Origin of the sequence: Leifsonia shinshuensis (genome assembly GCF_014217625.1) — a bacterium.
Taxonomy (GTDB): domain Bacteria; phylum Actinomycetota; class Actinomycetes; order Actinomycetales; family Microbacteriaceae; genus Leifsonia; species Leifsonia shinshuensis_A.
Genome location: NZ_CP043641.1, coordinates 1808209 through 1829528, shown reverse-complemented (window position 1 = coordinate 1829528; position 21320 = coordinate 1808209). Strand labels below are relative to the sequence as shown.

Genomic DNA, 21320 nt, shown 5'->3' with positions numbered 1-21320 from the left:
ACCATGAGCGACATCGACCGCGCAGCCGTCGTCCTGACGGGAGTGGGCAAGCGCTTCGGCGCGCACGCGCCCGTCGTGCTCGACGGGGTGGACCTGAGCGTCGGCGACGGCGAGTTCGTCTGCCTGCTCGGCGCGTCCGGCTGCGGCAAGTCGACCATCCTGAACCTCATCGCGGGACTCGAACAGCCGACCACCGGCGACCTCGTCGTTCCGAGCGGTCCCGTCGCCATGATGTTCCAGGATGCGGCACTCCTGCCCTGGCTGTCCGCACGCCGCAACGTCGAGCTGGCCCTCGACCTCACCGGTATGCCCCGCGACCGCCGCCGCGCGCGGGTCGACGAGCTGCTCGCTCTGGTCTCGCTGTCGCACGCCGCCGACCGCCGCCCGCACGAACTCTCCGGCGGGATGCGGCAGCGCGTCGCCCTCGCCCGGGCGCTCGCACAGGACCGGCATGTGCTGCTGATGGACGAGCCGTTCGCCGCGGTCGACGCGATCACCCGCGACCTGCTCCACGTCGAGCTGGAGCGGATCTGGCGGCAGACCGGCCGCACCATCGTCTTCGTCACCCACAACGTCCGGGAGGCCCTGCGCCTCGGGCAGCGCATCGTGCTGCTCAGCTCGCGGCCCGGCCGGGTCGCAGCCGAGTGGGAGGTCCCGGCCGCTGTCCGCGACGGCGCCGACCCGCTGGAGACCGCCCGCCTGGACGACGAGGTCACCCGTCGGCTGCGAGAGGAGCTGATCCGCAATGCCGCCTGAGACGACCGCAACCCCGACCATCGAGCGACCGGGGTCCGAGACCGCCGAGCTGCACGTTCTGGAGGCCGGGCTCGACTCCCTCCAGACCACCCGCGACGCCACGCCGGGCCGCGCCCGCCGGATCGCGCGAGCCGTCGTCCCGACCACCGTGTTCGTGCTCGCCGCACTCATCGCGTGGCAGCTCTACACCGTCATCGCGCACCCGCGCCCCGACCTCTCTCCGGGCCCTGGCGACGTCCTCTCCGCTCTCGGCAGCGCCGCGGCCTCCGGCCATCTGGCCACGGCAATCGGCACGAGCCTCGGCCGCGGCGGCTTCGGCTTCCTGCTCGCGATCCTGATCGCCACCCCGCTCGGCCTGTTGCTGGCCGAGGTGCGCTGGCTGCGCCGCGCCGTCGGCCCGATCCTCTCCGGGCTCCAGGTGCTGCCGTCGGTGGCCTGGGTGCCCGCCGCGATCCTCTGGTTCGGGCTGACCGACGCGGCCGTGTACTTCGTCGTGCTGCTCGGCGCCGTCCCGTCGATCGTGAACGGTCTCCTCGCCGGCATCGACCAGGTGCCGCCGCAGCTGCGCCGCGTCGGCGTCGTCCTCGGCGCGAACCGGCGCCAGCAGCAGACCCGGATCCTCTTCCCCGCCGCACTGCCCGGATACGTCGCGGGCCTCCGGCAGGGCTGGGCGTTCGCCTGGCGCTCGCTCATGGCGGCCGAGATCATCGCGGGTTCGCTCGGCTTCGGGCTCGGGACCATGCTCGAGCAGAGCCGGGAGCTCGCCGACCTGCCGAGCGTGCTGGCGACGATCCTGACCATCCTCGTCGTCGGGATCGTGATCGAGCTGGCTGTCTTCGCACCGATCGAGCGGACGCTGCTGCGCCGCCGCGGCCTGACCGGAGGGACCCGATGAACACGCAAGCCCGCGGCTCCGTCGCCCTGGTCGGCGGCGGCCCCGGCCACCCCGACCTGATCACCGTGCGCGGCCGGCAGCTGCTGACCGCCGCGGACGTCGTCATCGCCGACCGGCTCGGCCCGCGCGCGCTGCTCGACGACCTCGGCCCCGACACCGAGGTCATCGACGTGGGCAAACAGCCGCACCACCACCCCGTCCCGCAGTCGCGGATCAACGAGCTCCTGGTCGAGCACGCGCGCGCGGGCAGGCGCGTCGTCCGCCTCAAGGGCGGCGACCCGTTCGTCTTCGGCCGCGGCGGCGAGGAGGCCGAGTTCTGCCGCGCCGCCGGCATCCCGGTGGAGGTCGTCCCTGGCGTCACCAGTGCCATCGCAGTTCCATCCATCGCCGGCATCCCGGTCACCCACCGCGGCGTCGCCGCCGGGTTCACCGTGCTGTCGGCGCACACCGACATCGACGAGGTGCCAGGCGGCGCCGAGCACACCGTGGTCCTGCTGATGGGCGTCTCCGGCCTCGCGGCCACGGCTGCGACCCTCGCCGCCGGGCGCCGCGGCGCGGACTGCCCGGTCGCGATCGTCGAGGACGGCTACGGCGACGGCCAGCGCGTCACCATCGGAACGCTCGGCAGCATCGCCGCCGACGCGGCCGCGCGCGGCGTGCGCTCGCCGGCCGTGATCGTCGTCGGCGACGTCGTCCGGCTGGCCGATCCGGACCTCCTCCCCATCCCCGCAGCACAGCACCGCACCGTCTAAGAGAGGCACACCCCATGTCCCGACCGTTCCGCGTCGCCGTCGTCGGCGCCGGACCCGCCGGAATCTACGCCGGCAACATCCTGCGCACCCGCGCCGCCGAGTCCGGCATCGACGTCCGCGTCGACCTGTTCGAGTCGCTGCCCGCGCCGTACGGGCTCATCCGCTACGGCGTCGCGCCCGACCACCCGCGGATCAAGGGCATCGTGACCTCCCTGCACGACATGCTCGCCGACGGCTCGGTGCGCCTGATCGGCAACGTGGAGGTCGGCGCCGACATCACCGTGGACGAGCTGCAGTCGCTCTACCACGCGGTGATCTTCGCCACCGGCGCCCAGCGCGACGCGGTCGTCGACCTGCCGGGCATCGAACTCCCCGGCAGCTTCGGCGCCGCCGACTTCGTCTCCTGGTACGACGGCCACCCCGACGTGCCCCGGCACTGGCCGCTCGACGCGACGCAGCTCGCCGTGCTCGGCAACGGCAACGTCGCGCTCGACGTCGCCCGCGTGCTCGCCAAGCACCCGGCCGACCTGCTCGCCACCGACATCCCGGCGAACGTCCACGACGGGCTGCTCGCCTCGCCCGTCGAGGACGTGCACGTGTTCGGCCGCCGCGGCCCGGAGGACATCAAGTTCACCCCGATCGAGCTGCGCGAGCTGGGCGAGGTGCCCGGCGTCGACATCGTCCTCTCCGACGAGGACTTCGACCGCGCCGGCGACGACGTGACGACCGGGGAACGGCGAGCCGCCGGCAACCAGGCCAAGGTCATGGCGCGCATCCTGCAGTCGTGGCGCGACCGCGAGCCCTCGGGCGCGCCCCGCCGCCTGCACCTGCACTTCTGGCACCGGCCGGTCGAGCTGCTCGGCGAGGAGGCCGTCACCGGCATCCGCTTCGAGCGCACCGAGCCGGACGGCGAGGGTGGGATCCGCGGCACCGGCGTTCACGTCGACTACGACGTGCAGGCGGTCTACCGGGCGATCGGCTACCGGGGCACACCCGTGCGGGACGTGCCGTTCGACGAGAGCGCCGGCGTCATCCCGAACGACGGCGGCCGCATCCTGGACGGCGGCGAGCCCGTGCTCGGGCTGTACGCGACCGGCTGGATCAAGCGCGGTCCGGTCGGCCTCATCGGTCACACCAAGGGCGACGCCGGCGAGACCATCGAGAAGCTGCTCGAGGATCACGACCTCCTCGCCGACGCCGTCCGTCCTGGCGAGGACGCGGTGCTCGACTTCCTCGAGTCCCGCGGCGTCCGCTACACCACCTGGGAGGGCTGGCTGGCGCTCGACGCCCACGAGCGCGCCCTCGGGGAGGGCTTCGCCGGCGACGTGGAGCGCGAGCGGGTGAAGGTCGTGCCGCGTGACGAGCAGGTCGCGATCTCCAACCGCGAGGTGATCGTCCGATGACGTATGTGATCGCGCTGCCGTGCGTGGACGTGAAGGACCGCGCCTGTATCGACGAGTGCCCGGTCGACTGCATCTACGAGGGGGAGCGTTCGCTCTACATCAATGTGGAGGAGTGCGTCGACTGCGGCGCGTGCGAGCCGGTCTGCCCGGTCGAGGCGATCTACTACGAGGACGACCTCCCGGAGGAGTGGGCCGACTATCACGCCGCCAACGTCGAGTTCTTCACCGAGCTCGGCAACCCGGGCGGAGCCGCAAAGGTCGGCCCGCAGCCGTACGACCACCCGCTGATCGCGGCGCTGCCGCCGCTGGCCGAGTCGTCGCAGGTGGGCGTGCATGCCTGATGTCGTCGTCATCGGCGGCGGCCCGGCCGGGCTGTCCGCCACCCTGAACCTCGCCCGCGCACTGGTCGACGTCGCCCTGGTGGACGCGAGCCGCCCGCGCAACTCGGCCACCCTCCGCTCGCACGGCTTCCTGACCAGGGACGGCATCCGGCCCACCGAGTTGCGCTCGCTCGCCAAGGCCGAGCTGGCCGTCTACGAGAACGTCGAGCACGTGGAGCGGCGGGCGGTGACCTCCGTGCGGAAGGAGGGGGACGGATTCCTGGTGGAGATCGCGGGCCGGGCGCCGGGGGAGCAGTGCACGGTCTCCGCCGGCGCCGTCCTGCTCACCACCGGCCTGACCGAGACGCTGCCCGCGCTGCCGAGCATCCGCTCGTACTACGGGATGAGCGTCTTCAGCTGCGTCGCGTGCGACGCCTGGGATCTTCGTGGCAAGCCGCTCGCGCTCATCGGCGAGACGCCCGACCTCGCCCGCCGCGCCGTGCACCTGGCGCGCTGGACGACCGAGCTCACCGTCTTCACCAATGCCGCCGGAGTGGTCACCGCCGACGAGGAGACCGCGCTGAGCGCGCTCGGCATCCGCGTCGAGCGCGGTCTGATCGCCGACCTCGAGGGTGAGCGCGGGGCCGTCAGCTCCGTGCTCCTGCACGACGGCAGATCCATCCCGATCGAGGGCGGCTTCGTCCGGCCGCAGTGGACCGTCGCGACGAGCTTCATCGACGACATCCACCCCCAGCAGTCGGCCGACGGCTTCCTGATCACCGACGACGGCGGCAGGACCTCCATCCCCGGTCTCTACGCAGCGGGCGACGTGGCGGCTCCCGGGCCGCAGCAGATGATCATCGCCGCCGGCAACGGCGCGCGCACCGCCGCCGCCATCGTCGACGACCTCCAGGGCGTCACCGCCTTCGCGCCGCGGCCGCTCGCCGGCCGCCCCTGACCACACCCCGCATCCGACACATCCACGAAAGAGAGACCATGCCCACGAACGTCTACGAGGACATCACCGCGGCCGTCGGCCGGACGCCCCTGGTCAAGCTGAACCGGCTTGCTGCCGACGGCGACGCCACCGTGCTGGTCAAGCTGGAGTTCTTCAACCCGGCCGGGAGCGTGAAGGACCGGATCGGCGTCGCGATCATCGACGCCGCCGAGAAGTCCGGCGCGCTGCGCCCGGGCGGGACGATCGTGGAAGGCACCAGCGGTAACACGGGCATCGCGCTCGCGATGGTCGGCGCGGCCCGCGGGTACAAGGTCATCCTCTCGATGCCGGAGACGATGAGCAAGGAGCGGCGCGTGCTGCTGCGCGCGTTCGGCGCCGAGATCGTCCTGACGCCCGGCCCGGAGGGCATGCGCGGGGCGGTGGAGGCCGCTCAGCGGATCGTCGCCGAGACGGACAACGCGATCTGGGCGCAGCAGTTCGCCAACGAGGCCAACCCCGCCATCCACCGCGCCACGACGGCGGAGGAGATCTGGGCCGACACCGACGGCGGCATCGACATCCTGGTGGCCGGGATCGGCACCGGCGGCACGATCACCGGCGTCGGCCGGCTGCTCAAGGAGCGCAAGCCCGAGGTGCAGGTCATCGCGGTGGAGCCCGTCGACTCCCCGATCCTGTCCGGCGGCAAGCCCGGCCCGCACAAGATCCAGGGCCTCGGCGCGAACTTCGTCCCGGAACTGCTCGACACGAGCGTCTACGACGAGGTGATCGACGTGGCGTTCCCCGACTCGATCGAGACCGCCAAGCGGCTCGCGGCCGAGGAGGGCATCCTCGCCGGGATCTCGTCCGGCGCGATCGTCTGGGCGGCGCTCCAGGTCGCGGCGCGGCCGGAGAACGCGGGCAAGACCATCGTCGCCATCGTCGCGGACACCGGCGAGCGCTACATCTCGACGGCGCTGTGGGAGGACCTGCTCGACTAGCTTGTGGGCCCACGCGCACCCTCCTATCGTTGCGGGTGTCGCGCACGGTCGATCTGGGGCGCCCTGCCTCCCGTGCCGGCGGGAGGTGGGTGCGCTGTGGATCAGATGAGCGGAATGATGTCGATGATGAGCGAGTCGGCCCAGGGGCCGATGGCCGGCATGGACATGACGATGATGCAGCGATGTATCGAGGCGTGCTCGGCGTGCGAGCAGGCGTGCACGATGTGCGCGGGCTCGATGTCGATGGACGGCATGTCCGGATCGGCGATGTGCATGAGCTGCGCCGAGATGTGCAACACGATGATGCGCATGATGCTGCGCCCGATGCCGACGAACGGCGGGGACATGGCCGCGATGATGGCGATGCTGCAGGCGACGTCGGCGATGTGCCGGGCCTGCGCGGACGACTGCGGGGGGATGGGCGACAGCGCGTCTGCGACGATGTGCGCTCAGGTCTGCAGGAACTGCGCCGACGCGTGCGACGCGATGATGGCATCCATGAAGCCGATGATGGCGTCGTAGCCCGGGCTACGCGGCTTCAGTCGAGGGCGAGGCGCACATTGAGGAGCTCGTCGCCGGCCGCGAGCACGCCGTAGAGCGTGTGGACGGCGACGGGCGCGCCCGGTGCGAGCACCTCGCGCAGGTCGTCGTAGTGCCAGCCCCGGAGGATGCCGCCGTCGAGGTCGGCGAGCTCGATCCAGCCGTCCTCGCCGGCGGAGACGACGAACACGTCCACCCAGTGCGACGGGGTGGCGATCGCGGCCTGGCGTGCGATCGGGTGCAGGGCGTACCCGTCGTCGAACATGTCCGCGCCCTGCCCGGAGGCGGCCCGGAGCAGGGCGTCCTTCGCGGTGGGGCTGGGCTGACGGGTCACGATGTCCTTCTCACGGTCGGTGGTGTCGCGCGCGGTGCGCGACGTTGCAGCGAGTGTAGGCGGGTACGGCGGCGCGGTCACGGGAGGCCGTCACGCGGCGAAACAAGACGCACCCAGCGGTCGATGCGATGTGGGCCGTGGTGGGCTGCGTCCCGTATCCGGTTCGCAGCCCACCGGTGTGTGTTCAGGCGACGATGACCCCCAGGACCTCGTTGAGGGCCTCGGTGCTGCTGGGGTGGGTGTAGATCGCGGACTTCAGTTCCGTCGCGGTGACCTTCTGCCGCATCGCCAGCGCGACGAGGTTGATGATCTCCTGTGCGTCGATGCTGAGGATGGCTGCGCCGAGGATCTGATCGGTGTCGGCGTCGAGGATGAACTTCATCACGCCGCGGGTCTCCTCCACCGTGTAGGCGCGGGGCATCGCGACGATGTCGGCGACCAGCTCGCGGGCCACTCTGATGTTCCGCCCGTCGGCGCGCGCCTCCCGCTCGGTCAGCCCCACCGTCGCCAGCGGAGGCGTGATGAACAGGGTGCGCGGCACGGCGACACGATCGGCGGTCGACCGGCCGCCCGCCCCGAGCAGCTGGTCGATCACGATGCGCGCGTCGTCGAGCGACACGTACGTGAACTGCGGCCCGCCGTTGACGTCGCCGAGGGCGAAGATGTGCGGCTGGCTGGTGCGCAGGTGCTCGTCGACGACGATCGCGCCGCGGCTCGTGGTGGCGACGTCGGCGGCGGCGAGGTTCAGTCGCTCCGTCGCGGGGCGGCGGCCGGTGGCTGCCAGGAAGGCGTCTGCTGCGACCTCATGTGTGGCGCCGTCCTTGGTGTAATGGATGGTCGCCGCGTCGGCCGTGTCGGTCACGCCGGTGACCACGGCGCCGGTGACGAGGGTGATGCCGTCTCCGGCGAGGATGCCGGTCGCGACGTCCGCGACGTCGTCGTCCTCCTTCGGCAGCAGGCGGTCGGCCGCTTCCAGCACGGTGACCTCCGACCCGAAGTGGCGGTAGATGGAGGCGAACTCGAGGCCCAGGTAGCCACCGCCGATGATGACGAGGTGCTTCGGGAGGGCGCCCGCCTTGGTCAGCTCGGTGCTACTGACGGCGTGCGGGCTGGAGGCCAAGCCCTCGATCGCCGGGACGATGGGCTCCGAGCCGGTGTTGATGAGGATGGTCGGCGCAGTGACGGTGATCTCGTCCTGCCCCTGCCCGACGGCCACGGTGTGGGCGTCGACGAAGCGGGCGGGCCCGGTGATGACCGTGGCGGTGTCCTTGCCGTCGAGCGCCTCGAAGTTGCCTGCGCGGAAGGCCGAGGTGAGCGCGCGCACGCCCTCGATCGAGTTGGCGAAGAACTCCTGCGCCTCGTCCTCCAGCCGCTTGGAGTTGGAGTAGTGCACCAGCATCTTGGTCGGCACACAGCCGACGTTGGGGCAGGTGCCGCCGTACATCTCCTCCGACTCTTCGACGAGGATGACGCGCTTGCCGGCGTCGGTGAGCGCGTGCGCCGCGGTCTTGCCGCCCTTGCCGAATCCGATGACGAGAACGTCCGCTGTGAGAGCTGTTGTGGTGTCCATAGATCTCAGTGTCCCTGGATAGCGAGATACGAATTGGTTCCACAAGCTCAGAAAGATGCTCTAGAGTCTCAGAATGGATGGGATCAGCCGACTCCTGCGCATGGCGCGCCTCGAGGCGACCCTCGACAAGCGCTGCCGGCTGGCCGGGTCGACCCGGATGGAGGTCGATCCCGAGGGGGCGAGGGACATCCCGTTCCATGTGCTCCTGGAGGGGGAGTGCACCCTCGAGGTCGGCGGAGAGCTCTACCCGATGAAGGCGGGCGACGTCGCCGTCATCCCGTCGGGAGGCGTGCACCGGATCCTGACCGCGGGGACCGGGGCGGTCCACGGCACGGTCGAGCGTCGGGGCACCTCGCTCGCTTTCACCTCGAGCGCCGAAGGCGGCAGCCCGGTGATGGATCTGTTCTGCGGCCACTACAACGTCGGGGCCGGCGCAGGCGCGATCCTGTTCGGCTCCCTGCCCACGCCGACGCTCGCCTCCGTTTTCGACTCGGAGGATGGGCGTGCCGCCCTCACGCGGCTGGCGGAGCTGATGCGGTCGGAGGCCGAGCACGACACCGAGGGGTCCGCAGCGATCATGTCGGCCCTCTGCACGGTGCTGATCGCCCTGGTGTTGCGGACGTCGGGCACGGCGGGCGGCCGCGCGCGACTGTGGACGGCGAACCCCGACGACCAGCTCGGCGGCGTCATCCGGCGGATCCTGGCAGAACCGGGCGAGGACTGGTCGATCATCGCGCTCAGCCGACAGCTGGCGATGTCGCGCGCGACGTTCATCCGTCGCTTCTCCGCCGGGACGGGGATGACCTACGGCGTGTTCCTGACTCGGGCGAGGCTGATGACGGCGGCGGACCTGCTGGTCAGCTCTGATTCGACGATCTCCACCATCGCGGCACGGGTCGGCTATCAGTCCGAGTCCGCCTTTTCCCGCGCCTTCCGCACCGCGGTCGGTGAGACGCCCGCCCGGTTCCGGAGACAGCAACGACAGCTCTCGACGGACTCGTCGTGAGGTCGTTGGAAATGTGATTCAAGGAAACTGGCGGAGAATGGGGGATTCGAACTCCCGGACGACGCTGCGCGCGCACCCCGGCGACGCCTCACTCAAAACTGGCGGAGAATGCGGGATTCGAACTCCCGGTGACGCTGAGCGCGCACCCCGGTGATCAAACTGTGGCGGAGAATGGGGGATTCGAACCCCCGAGGGCTTGCACCCAACACGCTTTCCAAGCGTGCGCCATAGGCCACTAGGCGAATTCTCCTGGGTCGCCACCACCCCTGCGGGCGACGGCTCACAATATCTTAGCGGACGCCGGAGGCCCCGATGTGCACGGCCTCCCAGGCGCACCCGCTAGACTGTTCTGCGGCTCCCCACGTGGCGCCATCCAGGCCAACTCCCCCAGGGCGGAAACGCAGCAAGGGTAACCGGGCTCTGGCGGGTGCGTGGGGGGTCTTTTTCGTGTTCAGGCTCCCGTCGCATGCGCCGCGTAGAGTGTGGGCAGCACAGCAGCTGACCACCATCCTCCAGATTGTTCTACGCTTTGTAGAATGACACTCCGACGAGTCGAGGTGCGCGTATGACCGAGCAGGAATCCGTCGAGCACGGGATCGCCGAGCTCGCCTCCGAGGCGTTCGTCGTCGGGTTCCCGCTCGTGTTCGATCTGGAGCAGGTCGGCCGCTTCCTCCACGACGGGCTCGGCGCGGTTCCGCCGACGCCGTTCAACGCCTTCGGGCACGCGCGCACGCTGGCCGGCCCGGAGACCACGTTCGTCTCGGTCAACAACGACACCCTGTACTCGATCGCGCAGCTCGACCTGAGCGTCGGGCCCATCCTGCTCACCGTCCCCGCTGTCGGTGACCGGTACTACGTGCTCCAGTTCGTCGACGCCTGGACGAACAACTTCGCCTACGTCGGCACGCGCGCGACCGGGTCGGTGGCGGGGGAGTTCCTGCTCGTCCCGCCGGGATGGGACGAGGAGCCCGGCGAGAACGCCACCGTGATCCGCTTCCCGACCCGCGTCGGCACGATCGTCGGCCGCTGGGCGGTCGCCGGCGCGGACGACCTCCCCGCCGTGCACGCCCTCCAGGACGCCACCGCGCTCACCCCGACGCTGGAGACCTTCGCACCGCCGGCCGGCATCCCCGCGGTGGAGGCCGGGCCGACGGACGCGCTCACCTTCTTCGAGCGGATGCGGGTGTGGTCGCAGGAGTTCCCTCCCGCGGATCACGACCGCGACGCGCTCGCGACGTACGAGCCGATCGGCCTGACCGGGTCCACGCCCATCGCCGACCTGCCCCAGGAGGTCCGCGACGCGCTGGAGGAGGGCTACGCCGTCGGCAAACAGGCGCTCGAGTCCTCCCTGCACTCGATGGTGCCGACGACGGACGGCTGGCAGGTGAACCTCCACGTCTTCGACTACAACACCGACTTCTTCGAGGTCGGCGCCCTCGACGGCCGGGAGTGGCGGCTCACCGACCCGACCACGCGTTACGCCCGCCGCGCCGCCGCCGCGCTCGGCGGACTGTGGGGCAACCACGCGTACGAGGCCGCATACTTCCCGACCTACGTGGACGCCGCGGGCGAGCAGCTCAGCGGCGCGCACGTCTACCGGCTGCGGCTGAGCCCGACCCCGCCGGTCGGCGCGTTCTGGTCGCTGACCATGTACGACCTCCCGCACTACTACCTGGTCGAGAACCCGATCGGACGCTACTCGATCGGCGACCGCACGCCGGGGATCGTCTACGACGACGACGGCGGACTGACCATCACGATCAGCGCGGCACGGCCGGCCGACGCGACGGCCGCCGCCAACTGGCTGCCGGCGCCGGAGGGGGAGTTCCGTCCGCTGCTGCGGATGTACGCGCCGGGTGCCGCCGTCCTCGACGGCGGCTACCGGCTCGCGCCGATCGAGCGCACAGACAACATGACAAGCACAGACGACACGACAAGCACAGACCGCAACACAGACGAGGAGACCCGCTGAAAGTGGCCCGTTCGCTCTACATCACCTCCGCGGAAGGACACACCGGCAAGTCGACGGTGGCGCTCGGCGTTCTGGAGTCGCTGCGGCACTCCGTCGAACGCGTCGCCGTGTTCCGGCCGATCGCCCGCTCCGCCGTCGAACGGGACTACGTGCTGGAGCTGCTGCTCGACCGTGTCACCGCCGACCTCTCCTACGAGGAGGCGATCGGCGTCACCTACGACGACGTGCACACCGACGCCGACGCCGCGCTCGGCGAGATCGTCCGGCGGTTCCGGGCGGTGGAGGCGCGCAGCGACGCGGTCGTCATCCTCGGCTCCGACTACACCGACGTGGGCAGCCCGACCGAGCTCGGCTACAACGCCCGCATCGCTGCGAACCTGGGTGCACCCGTCCTCCTCGTGCTGGGCGGCCGCATCGGGCAGGGCTTCGGCGAGCGGCTGGGCCAGGCCGAGCCGCGCTCGCCCGAAGAGCTCCGCCAGCTCGCGGAGCTGGCGCTCGCCGAGCTGCGCCAGGAGCACGCCGGCGTCATGGCGGTCATCGCCAACCGCGCGGACGGCGACCGGCTGGACGCGATCGTGGCGGCCGTCAGCAGCGCAGTGAAAGCCGCGGGCCCCGCTGTCGCCTCCGGCCCCGACCTCCCACCGGTGTGGGCGATCCCGGAGGACCTCTTCCTGGTCGCGCCCAGCATCCGCTCGATCATGGAGGTCACCGGCGGCGAGCTGATCGCCGGCGACGAGGCCCTGCTGGCGCGCGAAGCGCTCGGCGTGGTCGTCGGCGGCATGTCGATGAACAACGTGCTGCCGCGGCTCGTGGAGGGCTCGGTCGTCGTGGTCCCTGGCGACCGCACCGAGGTGCTGCTCGCCGTGCTGATGGCGAACGCGTCCGGCACCTTCCCGTCCATCGCGGGCATCGTCTTGAACGGCGGCTTCGACCTCCCGGAGCCGATCCAGCGGCTGCTCGCCGGCCTCCGCTCTCCGCTGCCGATCGTGCGCACCGGTCTCGACACCTACGACACCGTCGTGCGGATCACGCACGCGCGCGGCCGGCTCGCCGCCGACTCGCAGCGCAAGTACGACACCGCGCTCGCCCTGTTCGAGCGGCACGTGGACGCGGAGCGGCTGCTCGGCCTCCTCGACGTGTCCCGGCACGCGGTGGTCACGCCGCTGATGTTCGAGTACGACCTCATCGAGCGCGCCCGCGCGGCCGACAAGCACATCGTGCTGCCGGAGGGGGAGGACGACCGGATCCTGCGCGCCGCCGCCACCCTGCTGGCCCGCGGCGTCGCGCGCCTGACCATCCTCGGCGAGCCGTTCGAGGTGCGCTCGCGCGCGATCGAGCTGGGCGTGGACATCGGCAGGGCGGAGGTGCTGAGCCCGTTCGACGACGTGCTGCGGCTGCGCTTCGCGAACGAGTACGCGAAGCTCCGCGCCCACAAGGGCATCACGGTCGACCAGGCCGCGGACACCGTCACCGACTCCTCCTACTTCGGGACGATGATGGTGCACCTCGGCCTCGCCGACGGGATGGTGTCGGGCGCCGCGCACACGACGGCGCACACCATCCGGCCGGCGTTCGAGATCATCAAGACCACCCCGGGCGTGTCCGTGGTCTCAAGCGTCTTCCTGATGGCGCTGGCCGACCGGGTGCTCGTCTACGGAGACTGCGCCGTCGTCCCCGACCCGACCGCCGAGCAGCTGGCCGACATCGCGATCTCGTCGGCGCGCACCGCGGAGCAGTTCGGCATCGACCCGCGCGTGGCGATGCTGTCGTACTCGACCGGCGACTCCGGAGCGGGCGCCGACGTGGACAAGGTCCGCACCGCGACCGAGCTGGTCCGGGAGCGGGCTCCGCAGCTCGCCGTCGCGGGCCCGATCCAGTACGACGCCGCCGCGGATGCGGCGGTCGCTGCCGCGAAGATGCCCGGCTCGCAGGTCGCGGGCCGTGCGACGGTGTTCATCTTCCCGGACCTCAACACCGGCAACAACACGTACAAGGCGGTGCAGCGCAGCGCGGGAGCGGTTGCGATCGGCCCGGTCCTCCAGGGGCTCCGCAAGCCGATCAACGATCTGTCCCGCGGTGCGACGGTGGACGACATCGTGGACACCGTAGCGATCACCGCGATCCAGGCGGCGCTGTCATGAGCGCCGTGCTGGTGGTCAACAGCGGCTCGTCGTCGCTGAAGTACCAGCTCATCGACGCCGGGAGCGAGGAGGCGCTGGCCTCGGGGCTCGTCGAGCGGATCGGGGAGTCCTCCGGCCACATCCGGCACACGGGCCCGGGCGGCAGGTGGGAGACCACGCTCGCGATCCCGGACCACACCGCGGCCTTCCGGGTGATGCTCGACGCGTTCGAGGCCGAGGGCCCGAGCCTGGACGACAACCCGCTCGCCGCGGTCGGGCACCGCGTGGTGCACGGCGGCAAGCGCTTCTTCGAGCCGACGATCGTCACCGACCTGGTGGAGATCAACATCGAGGACCTCTCCGACCTCGCCCCGCTGCACAACCCGGCGAACCTGCAGGGCATCCGCGCGGCGAAGAAGGCCTTCCCGGACGTGCAGCACGTCGCCGTCTTCGACACGGCCTTCCACCAGACGCTGGCGCCGGAGGCCTACACCTACGCGATCGACGCGGCGCTCGCCGAGAAGCACCGCGTGCGCCGCTACGGCTTCCACGGCACTTCGCACAAGTACGTGTCCGGCGCGGCGGCGGACTTCCTCGGCCGGCCGGTCGGCGAGCTCAAGCAGATCGTCCTCCACCTCGGCAACGGCGCGTCGGTCTGCGCGGTCGACGCCGGCCGCTCGGTCGACACCTCGATGGGGATGACGCCGCTGGAGGGCCTGGTCATGGGGACCCGTTCCGGCGACCTCGACCCGGCGGTGCTGCTGCATCTGGCCCGCCGTGCCGGCCTCGGCATCGACGACCTCGACGAGCTCCTGAACCGGCGCAGCGGCCTGCTCGGACTGTCCGGCCACGGCGACATGCGCGACGTCCGGCATGCGGCGGAGTCGGGGGACGCCGCCGCCCGGCTCGCGCTCGACACCACGGTGCACCGGCTCAAGCACTACATCGGCGCGTACACGGCGGAGCTCGGCGGCCTCGACGTGCTGATCTTCACTGCGGGAATCGGCGAGAACGACGCCCGGCTGCGCGCCGAGGTGTGTGCGGGCCTGGACGTGCTCGGCATCCGGCTCGACCCGGATCGCAACACCGGGTCCTCTCACGATGCGCGCGTCATCTCGGCCGACGACTCCCCGGTCGCGGTGCTGGTCGTCCCGACCGACGAGGAGCTGGAGATCGCCCGCCAGTCGCTGCAGGCGGTGGGCGCGGGCTGAGCGGGGGCGGGTGCACGATGCGGCGGCGCGGCGCGGAAGCCGGGCGGGACGGCGGGACCACCCGGGAGGCCGCACTGCGGCCGTCGCTGCGGCCGGCGCTCGCCGCCTCCCTCGCCGCCGCGCTGGCCGTCGGCGTCGCCCTGACCGGCTGCGCCACTGATGGCGACCAGGTCGGCCCCCGGTTCATCACGCCGCCGCTGATCCGCTACAGCTCGGTGCTGTGGCCCGTCCCGCTGGAGCTGATCGACGCCCAGCCGGGCAGCCGGGTGCGCATCACGGCCTCCCTCGACGCGTCCCGCGGCACCTGGACATCGGCGGCCAGTTACGACGTCGGCGCGGACGGGACCGTCGACCTGGCACGCGACAAGCCGCTGTTCGCACCCTTCGCCGAGCCCGACTCCGCCGGGCTGTTCTGGTCGCTGCGCGGCCCGTCGCTCGGGCCGGTCGACCTCGCTCAGCAGTGGATGCACGACACCAACCCGGTGACGCTGACCGCGAGCGACGGCGACCGGGTCGTCGCCCGGCGCACCTTCCGGCTGGAGGGGCTCGGCGGCACCCTGCGCGGCCGCACCGTGTACACGCACGACCTCGTCCCGGCCGGTGACGGCGCCGCCCTCCCGCCGCACGAGACCCACGAGGACCAGCCGGTCGGCCGGTTCTACGACGCGTCCTCGATCGAGCGGCCGACCGGCCCGGCTGTGCTGATGTTCGACGACCCGTCGCCGGGAGCGTCGGCGGACTTCACTGCCGCGTTGCTCTCGCAGTTCGGCGCCTCGGTGTTCGTCGTGCCGATGACCTCGGCGGACGGCGTGCACGTGTCCACGGTGACCGACGCCGGGACGATCTCCGCGATCCTGGACTGGATGGACCGGCTCGCGGCCGTCGACGCGCGCCACATCTTCGTCTACGGCACGGGAGCCTCTGAGCAACTCGCGATCTGGGCGGCGAACCGGTTCCCGACCCGCCTGCACGGGCTGTTCGCGGGCGCCGGACCGGCCGAGCTCCTCTGCCTCGCCGGCTCGAGCGCGTCGCCGGTGTTCGAGGGCAGCGTCGGCGTGCCCTGCGAGCGCAGCCCGGGCGTCGGGACGACGGCCGCGCCGCCGCTGGTCGGCGTGAACGGGCCGGTGGTGCTGACCTGCGGGGAGGAGGACCGCGTGTTCCCCGGCGCGTGCGACGTGCAGCTGGAGCTCACCGGCACCCGGACGCCGCGCGCGGGCGACAAGCTGCTGGTGGGCTCCCACGCGGCACACGCGGTGACCGTGCCGCCCGGCCTCCCGATCGCCCTGCCGGCGCCGGGCGACGGCTCGGGCGCCGACGGCCAGGCGACGGAGCAGGCGCGGATCCAGTTCTGGAACGCGGTCGGGCAGCTGCTGCTGCAGGCGGTGCTGTCGTGAGCGCGCAGCGCGGGGGAGGGGCGCGTGGAGGCCGGGCACGGGGCCTGCGCGCCGTCGTCGCCGCCGTCGCCCTCCTCGCGATCGCCGCGCTCACCGGCTGTGTCGCCCCGGCCGGCGGCTCCCACATCGTCGTCGCCCGTTTCGGCAACGCCACCGCCGACCCGGTCGTCGTCTCGCTCACCGGACTGAAGCCGGGGGAGGACGTCGTCCTCCGCGCGACCGCGACCACGACGGAAGGCACCTGGACCTCTCGCGCCCTCTACGCGGTGCCGCCCACCGGCCGCGTCGAGCTGTCCTCCCAGCAGCCGATCACCGCCCCCTACGTCCGCCCGGACGCCGCCGCGCCGTTCTGGAGCATGACCGGGCCGTCGCTCAGCCAGTCCCAGCTCGAACGCGCCTGGGCGGAGGGCGCCGTCCGGATCGAGCTGACCGCCGAGCAGCAGGGCGCAAGGGTCGCGGTCGCCGAGGTGCCGCGCTCGCCGCTGGCGGCCCAGAGCGTCGCGCGCGAGGTGTCGGCCGACGATCTCGCCAGGGCGGCGGACTCCGCGGGCGCCGCCCTCTCCGCCGACGAGCGTCAGGCGCTGCCCTCCGGCACCCTGTACACGCCGTTGCCGACGCTCGTGCACCCGCGTCCGGGCGTCGTCCTCATCGACGGCGACGACGACGCGGCGTCCGGCGCCTTCGCCGCGCGCCGCATCGCCGCGATCGGCTTCCCCGTGCTCGTCCTGCCCGCCTTCGGGCCGGAGGGCCAGATCCCCGGCTCGGCCGCCCTCTCGGTGGAGGCCTTCGACGAGGCCCGCGCGTGGCTGGCGCGGAATCCGGGCGTGGATCCGGACCACCTCGTCGTCTACGGCACCGGCCGCGCCGCCCCGCTCGCGCTCTGGTTCGCGGCGAGCGAGCCGCAGAGCGTCTACGGCGCGATCGCCGCGAGCGGGCCGACCGCCGAGCTGTGCGCGTCGTCGTCCGGCGCGCCCACGCTGCTCGACCAGGGCCGCCCTGTGCCGTGCGCAAGCCCGAACAGCCGGATCGCCGACACGCCCATCCTGCCGCTGAACCGCATCCCCGGGCCGCTGCTGCTCGCCTGCGGCACGGCCGACGAGCAGCTTCCGAGTGCGTGCGACTGGACCCGCGCCGGAGCCGACGAACGTGGTCCGCGGGCGGCGGGGGAGACGCTGATCGCCCAGGGCGCGGCGCACGAGCTGACCGCGCCGCCGATGCTGCCGATCGGGCTCGGCGGACTCCCGCCGGCCACGGCGCAGGCAACGGAGGACGCCAGGGTGGCATTCTGGTCGCGGGTGACCGCGCTGCTGGAAGGAGCCATCGGACCGTGAACCCCGGAAGACCCCGCCGTGCCGGAAGGCCCCGCTCCGCCGCGCGCCGCGTGCTCGCGGCGCTGGCCGGCGTGGTACTCGCGGCGGTCGCCCTCGTCGGTTGCGGCGCGCAGCCGGGGACGACGGGGCCGCGCTTCGCGCTGAGCGTTAACCCGAGCCCGGTGTGGCAGCCGGTCGGCATCCAGGTCCTCGCGCTGCCTCCCGGCCAGGAGGTGACGATCCGCGCGTCACTGGTCCCCGGCGGGCTGTGGTCGTCGCAGGCGGTCTATGCCGTCCCCGCCGACGGGGTGGTCGACCTCGCGCGGGACGTCCCCCTTGAGGCTCCCTTCACCGGTGCGGACGGGATGGGGCTGTTCTGGACGATGCGCAGCAGCACGGGGGAGGCGGCGACCTCCGACGTGACCTGGGGCGGTTCGTCCTTCTCGGTCGACCTCCAGGCGACGGTCGGCGGCCGGCGGGTCGCCGAGACACGGGTGCAGCGCACCGGGCTGACCGTGGCGGCGCCGTCGCGCGCGGTCTTCGACGACGGGATCACCGGCGACTACTTCCAGCCGAGCAGCTCGGCGGAGGGCGTGCGCCCGGGGATCATCGTGTTCGACGGCACCGATCCGGGAGAGCCGACCGGCGTGCTCATCTCGGCGACGCTGGCGGCCTTCGGGTTCCCGACGCTCGACCTCTCCACCTACGGCTCCGCGGGGCAGCTCGACCCGCTGCGCAGCCTCCCGGCCGAGCGCTTCCTGTCGGCGGTGAGCTGGCTCCGGGCGCAGCCGGGCGTCGACGACCAGCGCATCTTCGCGTTCGGGACCTCGCGCGGCGCGCAGCTCGCGCTGTGGGCGGCCTCCGCGTACCCCGGCACCGTCTACGGGGCCATCGCGCCGGGCGGCACGACCGGGCTGATCTGCCCGTCGCCGGTGCCGAGCCCGGCCGTGACGGTCGGCGGAGCGTGGGTGCCGTGCACGACGGGCACGCACGACCCAGCGCCCGCTGCGGTGCTCGACATCCAGCGCATCCCCGGCCCGGTCGTGCTCGGCTGCGCGGGACGCGACGAGGAGATCGCCAACGGCTGCGCGTGGCTCGACGCGGCCGCGCGCAAGCGGCCGCTGCGGGAGGGCGACGCCTACTTGAAGGCGGCCGGCGCGACGCACCTGTTCTACCTGCCGCCGTACACGCCGCTGCTGCTGCCGGACGCTCCTGCGGCGCAGCCCACGGAGCGCGCGAGGGAGGCCCTCTGGGCGGACATCATGGCCGCGCTGACGGCGCCGTCGTCGGTGCCGGGGCACTGATCCCGGGCGGTGCGCGGGCCCTCCCGCACGGCATTGCCCGGGAGTCTTCGCCGCACGGCCGGAATGTCGGCGGCGGCAAGTAGCATGTGTGGGTGGTAACCGCTTTGTATCGCCGCTATCGGCCCGACACCTTCGCCGAGATGATCGGCCAATCGCAGGTGACCGAGCCGCTCATGACGGCGCTGCGCACCAACCGGGTGAACCACGCCTACCTGTTCTCCGGGCCGCGCGGCTGCGGCAAGACCACCTCGGCCCGCATCCTCGCGCGCTGCCTCAACTGCGCAGAAGGCCCCACCGACACCCCGTGCGGAAAGTGCGAGAGCTGCGTCGAGCTGAGCCGCGACGGCTCCGGATCGCTCGACGTGGTGGAGATCGACGCCGCCAGCCACAACGGCGTCGACGACGCCCGCGACATCCGCGAGCGCGCCATCTTCGCCCCCGCCCGCGACCGCTACAAGATCTTCATCCTCGACGAGGCGCACATGGTCACGCCGCAGGGCTTCAACGCCCTGCTGAAGATCGTGGAGGAGCCGCCGGAGCACGTGAAGTTCATCTTCGCGACGACCGAGCCCGAGAAGGTCATCGGCACCATCCGCTCGCGCACCCACCACTACCCGTTCCGGCTGGTCCCGCCCGCGCAGATGCTGGAGTACGTCCAGCAGCTCTGCGACAGCGAGGGCATGACGGTCGCGCCGGGCGTGCTGCCGCTGGTGGTGCGCGCCGGCGGCGGCTCCCCACGGGACACGCTCTCGCTGCTCGACCAGCTCATGGCCGGCTCGGAGGGCAGCAGCATCGAGTACGAGCGCGCGGTCGCGCTGCTCGGCTACACGCACGCGTCGCTTCTGGACGAGGTCATCGACGCGATCGCGGCGCGCGACGCGGCCGGAGCCTTCGCCGCGGTCGACCGCGTCATCCAGACCGGGCAGGACCCACGACGTTTCGTGGACGACCTCCTGGAGCGGCTGCGTGACCTGATCGTGGTCGCCGCGACGAGCGTCGACGGGGCGGCCGCTGTGCTGCGCGGTGTCCCGCAGGACGAGCTCGACCGGATGGGCGTGCAGGCGATGAAGTTCGGCGCGGCCGAGCTGAGTCGCGCGGCGGACATCGTGAACGCCGCGCTGACCGAGATGACCGGCGCGACCTCGCCGCGCCTGCACCTGGAGCTGATGATCGCGCGCGTGCTGGTGCCGTCGAGCGACGAGAGCGAGCGCGGGGCGCTGGCGCGCGTGGAGCGGCTGGAGCGCCGGGTCGGGGTGAGCGACGCGGGCGGCGGTGCGCGGGAGGCGGCTGCGCCGGTGGCTGCTGCTGCTCCGGTGGCTGCTGCTGCTCCGGTGGCTGCGCCTGCTTCCGCTCCGGCTGCAGCTCCTGCGCCGGCCGCGCCGGCGACCGCTCCGGTCGCTGAGGCCGCGCCCGTCGCGAAGCCTGCGAAGACCGCGGAGCCGGCTCCCGAGCCCGTCGCCGCACCGGCGGCTCCCGAACCTGCGCCCGCTGCTCCGGCCGCGCCGGCCGCCGTCGGCGCCGTGAGCACGCAGCAGGTCAAGGACTCGTGGCCGCAGATCCTCGACGCGGTCCAGCGCGCCAAGCGCAGCGCGTGGATGGTCGTGTTCACGGCCCAGGTGCGCTCCCTCAACGAGGACGTGCTCACGCTGTCGTTCCCGAGCGACAACGACGTGCAGAGCTTCCGCCAGCCGCAGACGCAGGGCGGTCAGAGCGTGAGCGAGTACCTGCGCCAGGCGATCATCGACATCCTGGGCATCCGGGTGAAGTTCATCGCGCGCGCCGACGGCGCCCCGTCCAGCAGCGGCCCGGCCCGGCCGTCGGCCGGCGCGCCCTCGGCTCCCGAGGCCCCGACCTGGCCCGGCGCCGACGGCGACGGACCGGCTCCCGCCCGCCCCTCGTCGTCGGGTTCCGCGGCGGCGGGTGCCTCGGCGTCGTCGCGGCCCCCCGGCAGCGCCTCGTCGACCATCCCCGCTGCCTCCCCGTCTGCGTCCGCGTCCGTCACCGAGTGGGCGACCGTCGCCATCCCGGCGTCGGCGCCCGCGGCGGTCGCCACGCTGGAGCGTCCGGAAGCCCCCGCGGCTCCCGCCGCCCGCGCTGCCGCTCCCGCTGCGCCGGCCCCGTCGTCCTCCGGGCTGCCCGACGACCTCCCCCCGGACGACCTCGAAGCGCCGGAGGAGACCGAGCCCCCGTACGAGTCGGCCGTCCCTGAGGAGCCCGCGGGCGACTGGTCCGCCGCGCCCGCGGAGTCCGCCGCCGCGCCTGCCCGCGCCGCTGCGCCCGAGCGCCCGGCGGCCGAGCGGCCCCAGGCCCGCCCCACCCAGGAGCGCCCCACCCCGGCCGAGCGGTCAGCCCCGGCCGAGCGCTCCGCCCCGGCCTCCGGCGCCCGCACGCCCACCTTCCAGGCCCCGCAGCGCTACGGCGAGGCGGTCGTGCGCGAGATCCTCGGCGCGCGGTTCCTGGAGGAGCAGCCGGCGCCTCCCATGAACGGCATGAGGTAA

Annotated in this window: 19 protein-coding genes, 1 tRNA gene and 1 other RNA gene; 17 read left to right on the top strand and 4 right to left on the bottom strand. The window is 72.6% G+C overall.

Annotated features, from left to right (window positions below):
• The first annotated feature begins 3 nt into the window (after positions 1–3).
• From F1C12_RS08770 to cysK, 7 genes are read left to right on the top strand one after another with little or no spacing between them, the layout of a single operon-like run.
• Positions 4–756, top strand: coding sequence for an ABC transporter ATP-binding protein (locus tag F1C12_RS08770; RefSeq protein WP_185278376.1), 753 nt, complete (start codon positions 4–6; stop codon positions 754–756).
• Positions 746–1651: an ABC transporter permease gene (locus tag F1C12_RS08765; RefSeq protein ID WP_185278375.1), complete on the top strand. Its 906-nt coding sequence runs from the start codon at positions 746–748 to the stop codon at positions 1649–1651. The genes F1C12_RS08770 and F1C12_RS08765 overlap by 11 nt, the downstream gene beginning before the upstream one ends.
• On the top strand, positions 1648–2403 hold the full coding sequence (gene cobA, locus F1C12_RS08760) for a uroporphyrinogen-III C-methyltransferase (RefSeq protein ID WP_185278374.1): 756 nt from the start codon (positions 1648–1650) through the stop codon (positions 2401–2403). The genes F1C12_RS08765 and cobA overlap by 4 nt, the downstream gene beginning before the upstream one ends.
• A 14-nt stretch (positions 2404–2417) precedes the next feature.
• Positions 2418–3806 (top strand): FAD-dependent oxidoreductase, encoded by a 1389-nt coding sequence (locus F1C12_RS08755; RefSeq protein ID WP_185278373.1) that lies wholly within the window; start codon positions 2418–2420, stop codon positions 3804–3806.
• Positions 3803–4147: a ferredoxin gene (gene fdxA / locus F1C12_RS08750; protein ID WP_185278372.1), complete on the top strand. Its 345-nt coding sequence runs from the start codon at positions 3803–3805 to the stop codon at positions 4145–4147. Before F1C12_RS08755 ends, fdxA begins: the two co-directional genes overlap by 4 nt.
• Entirely contained in the window at positions 4140–5084 is a 945-nt protein-coding gene (locus F1C12_RS08745; RefSeq protein WP_185278371.1) for an NAD(P)/FAD-dependent oxidoreductase, read from the top strand. Before fdxA ends, F1C12_RS08745 begins: the two co-directional genes overlap by 8 nt.
• Positions 5085–5122: 38 nt before the next feature.
• The gene (gene cysK / locus F1C12_RS08740) at positions 5123–6061 is read left to right on the top strand and encodes a cysteine synthase A (protein WP_185278370.1); all 939 of its coding nucleotides are present in this window, start codon (positions 5123–5125) and stop codon (positions 6059–6061) included.
• A gap of 101 nt (positions 6062–6162) precedes the next feature.
• Here the strand turns inward: cysK and F1C12_RS22695 are convergent, their stop codons facing one another.
• Positions 6163–6408 (bottom strand): hypothetical protein, encoded by a 246-nt coding sequence (locus F1C12_RS22695; RefSeq protein WP_258046188.1) that lies wholly within the window; start codon positions 6406–6408, stop codon positions 6163–6165.
• Here F1C12_RS22695 and F1C12_RS22690 point away from each other — a divergent pair.
• On the top strand, positions 6407–6583 hold the full coding sequence (locus F1C12_RS22690) for a hypothetical protein (RefSeq protein ID WP_258046187.1): 177 nt from the start codon (positions 6407–6409) through the stop codon (positions 6581–6583). The two genes, F1C12_RS22695 and F1C12_RS22690, sit on opposite strands and share 2 nt — an antisense overlap.
• Positions 6584–6599: 16 nt before the next feature.
• On the opposite strand, the gene F1C12_RS08730 is transcribed toward F1C12_RS22690, so the two are convergent.
• Complete coding sequence (locus F1C12_RS08730) at positions 6600–6935, bottom strand: hypothetical protein (protein ID WP_185278368.1); 336 nt, start codon at positions 6933–6935, stop codon at positions 6600–6602.
• A 184-nt stretch (positions 6936–7119) separates the two neighbouring features.
• Entirely contained in the window at positions 7120–8505 is a 1386-nt protein-coding gene (locus F1C12_RS08725) for a dihydrolipoyl dehydrogenase family protein (protein WP_185278367.1), read from the bottom strand.
• A 73-nt stretch (positions 8506–8578) separates the two neighbouring features.
• Here F1C12_RS08725 and F1C12_RS08720 point away from each other — a divergent pair, with 73 nt between their 5' ends.
• Positions 8579–9511, top strand: a complete 933-nt coding sequence (locus tag F1C12_RS08720; RefSeq protein WP_185278366.1) for a cupin domain-containing protein — start codon at positions 8579–8581, stop codon at positions 9509–9511.
• 162 nt (positions 9512–9673) lie between these two features.
• On the opposite strand, the gene F1C12_RS08715 is transcribed toward F1C12_RS08720, so the two are convergent.
• A tRNA-Ser gene (locus F1C12_RS08715) sits at positions 9674–9761 on the bottom strand.
• Positions 9762–9861: 100 nt separating this feature from the next.
• Here F1C12_RS08715 and ffs point away from each other — a divergent pair.
• The 8 genes from ffs to F1C12_RS08675 all read left to right on the top strand — a co-directional run bounded on the left by ffs (position 9862) and on the right by F1C12_RS08675 (position 21320).
• Positions 9862–9958: signal recognition particle sRNA small type (ffs, locus tag F1C12_RS08710), an RNA gene on the top strand.
• A 118-nt stretch (positions 9959–10076) separates the two neighbouring features.
• Positions 10077–11483, top strand: a complete 1407-nt coding sequence (locus tag F1C12_RS08705) for a DUF1254 domain-containing protein (RefSeq protein WP_185278365.1) — start codon at positions 10077–10079, stop codon at positions 11481–11483.
• Between the two features lie 2 nt (positions 11484–11485).
• Positions 11486–13624: a phosphate acetyltransferase gene (gene pta / locus F1C12_RS08700; RefSeq protein WP_185278364.1), complete on the top strand. Its 2139-nt coding sequence runs from the start codon at positions 11486–11488 to the stop codon at positions 13622–13624.
• The gene (locus F1C12_RS08695; RefSeq protein WP_185278363.1) at positions 13621–14814 is read left to right on the top strand and encodes an acetate/propionate family kinase; all 1194 of its coding nucleotides are present in this window, start codon (positions 13621–13623) and stop codon (positions 14812–14814) included. Before pta ends, F1C12_RS08695 begins: the two co-directional genes overlap by 4 nt.
• 17 nt (positions 14815–14831) lie before the next feature.
• Entirely contained in the window at positions 14832–16208 is a 1377-nt protein-coding gene (locus F1C12_RS08690; RefSeq protein ID WP_185278362.1) for an acyl-CoA thioesterase/BAAT N-terminal domain-containing protein, read from the top strand.
• Entirely contained in the window at positions 16205–17539 is a 1335-nt protein-coding gene (locus F1C12_RS08685) for an acyl-CoA thioesterase/bile acid-CoA:amino acid N-acyltransferase family protein (RefSeq protein ID WP_185278361.1), read from the top strand. Before F1C12_RS08690 ends, F1C12_RS08685 begins: the two co-directional genes overlap by 4 nt.
• Complete coding sequence (locus tag F1C12_RS08680; protein WP_258046186.1) at positions 17536–18822, top strand: acyl-CoA thioesterase/BAAT N-terminal domain-containing protein; 1287 nt, start codon at positions 17536–17538, stop codon at positions 18820–18822. The genes F1C12_RS08685 and F1C12_RS08680 overlap by 4 nt, the downstream gene beginning before the upstream one ends.
• Positions 18823–18914: 92 nt before the next feature.
• Positions 18915–21320 carry a DNA polymerase III subunit gamma and tau gene (locus F1C12_RS08675; protein WP_185278360.1) on the top strand — a complete coding sequence of 802 codons (2406 nt, stop codon included), beginning with the start codon at positions 18915–18917 and terminating at the stop codon, positions 21318–21320.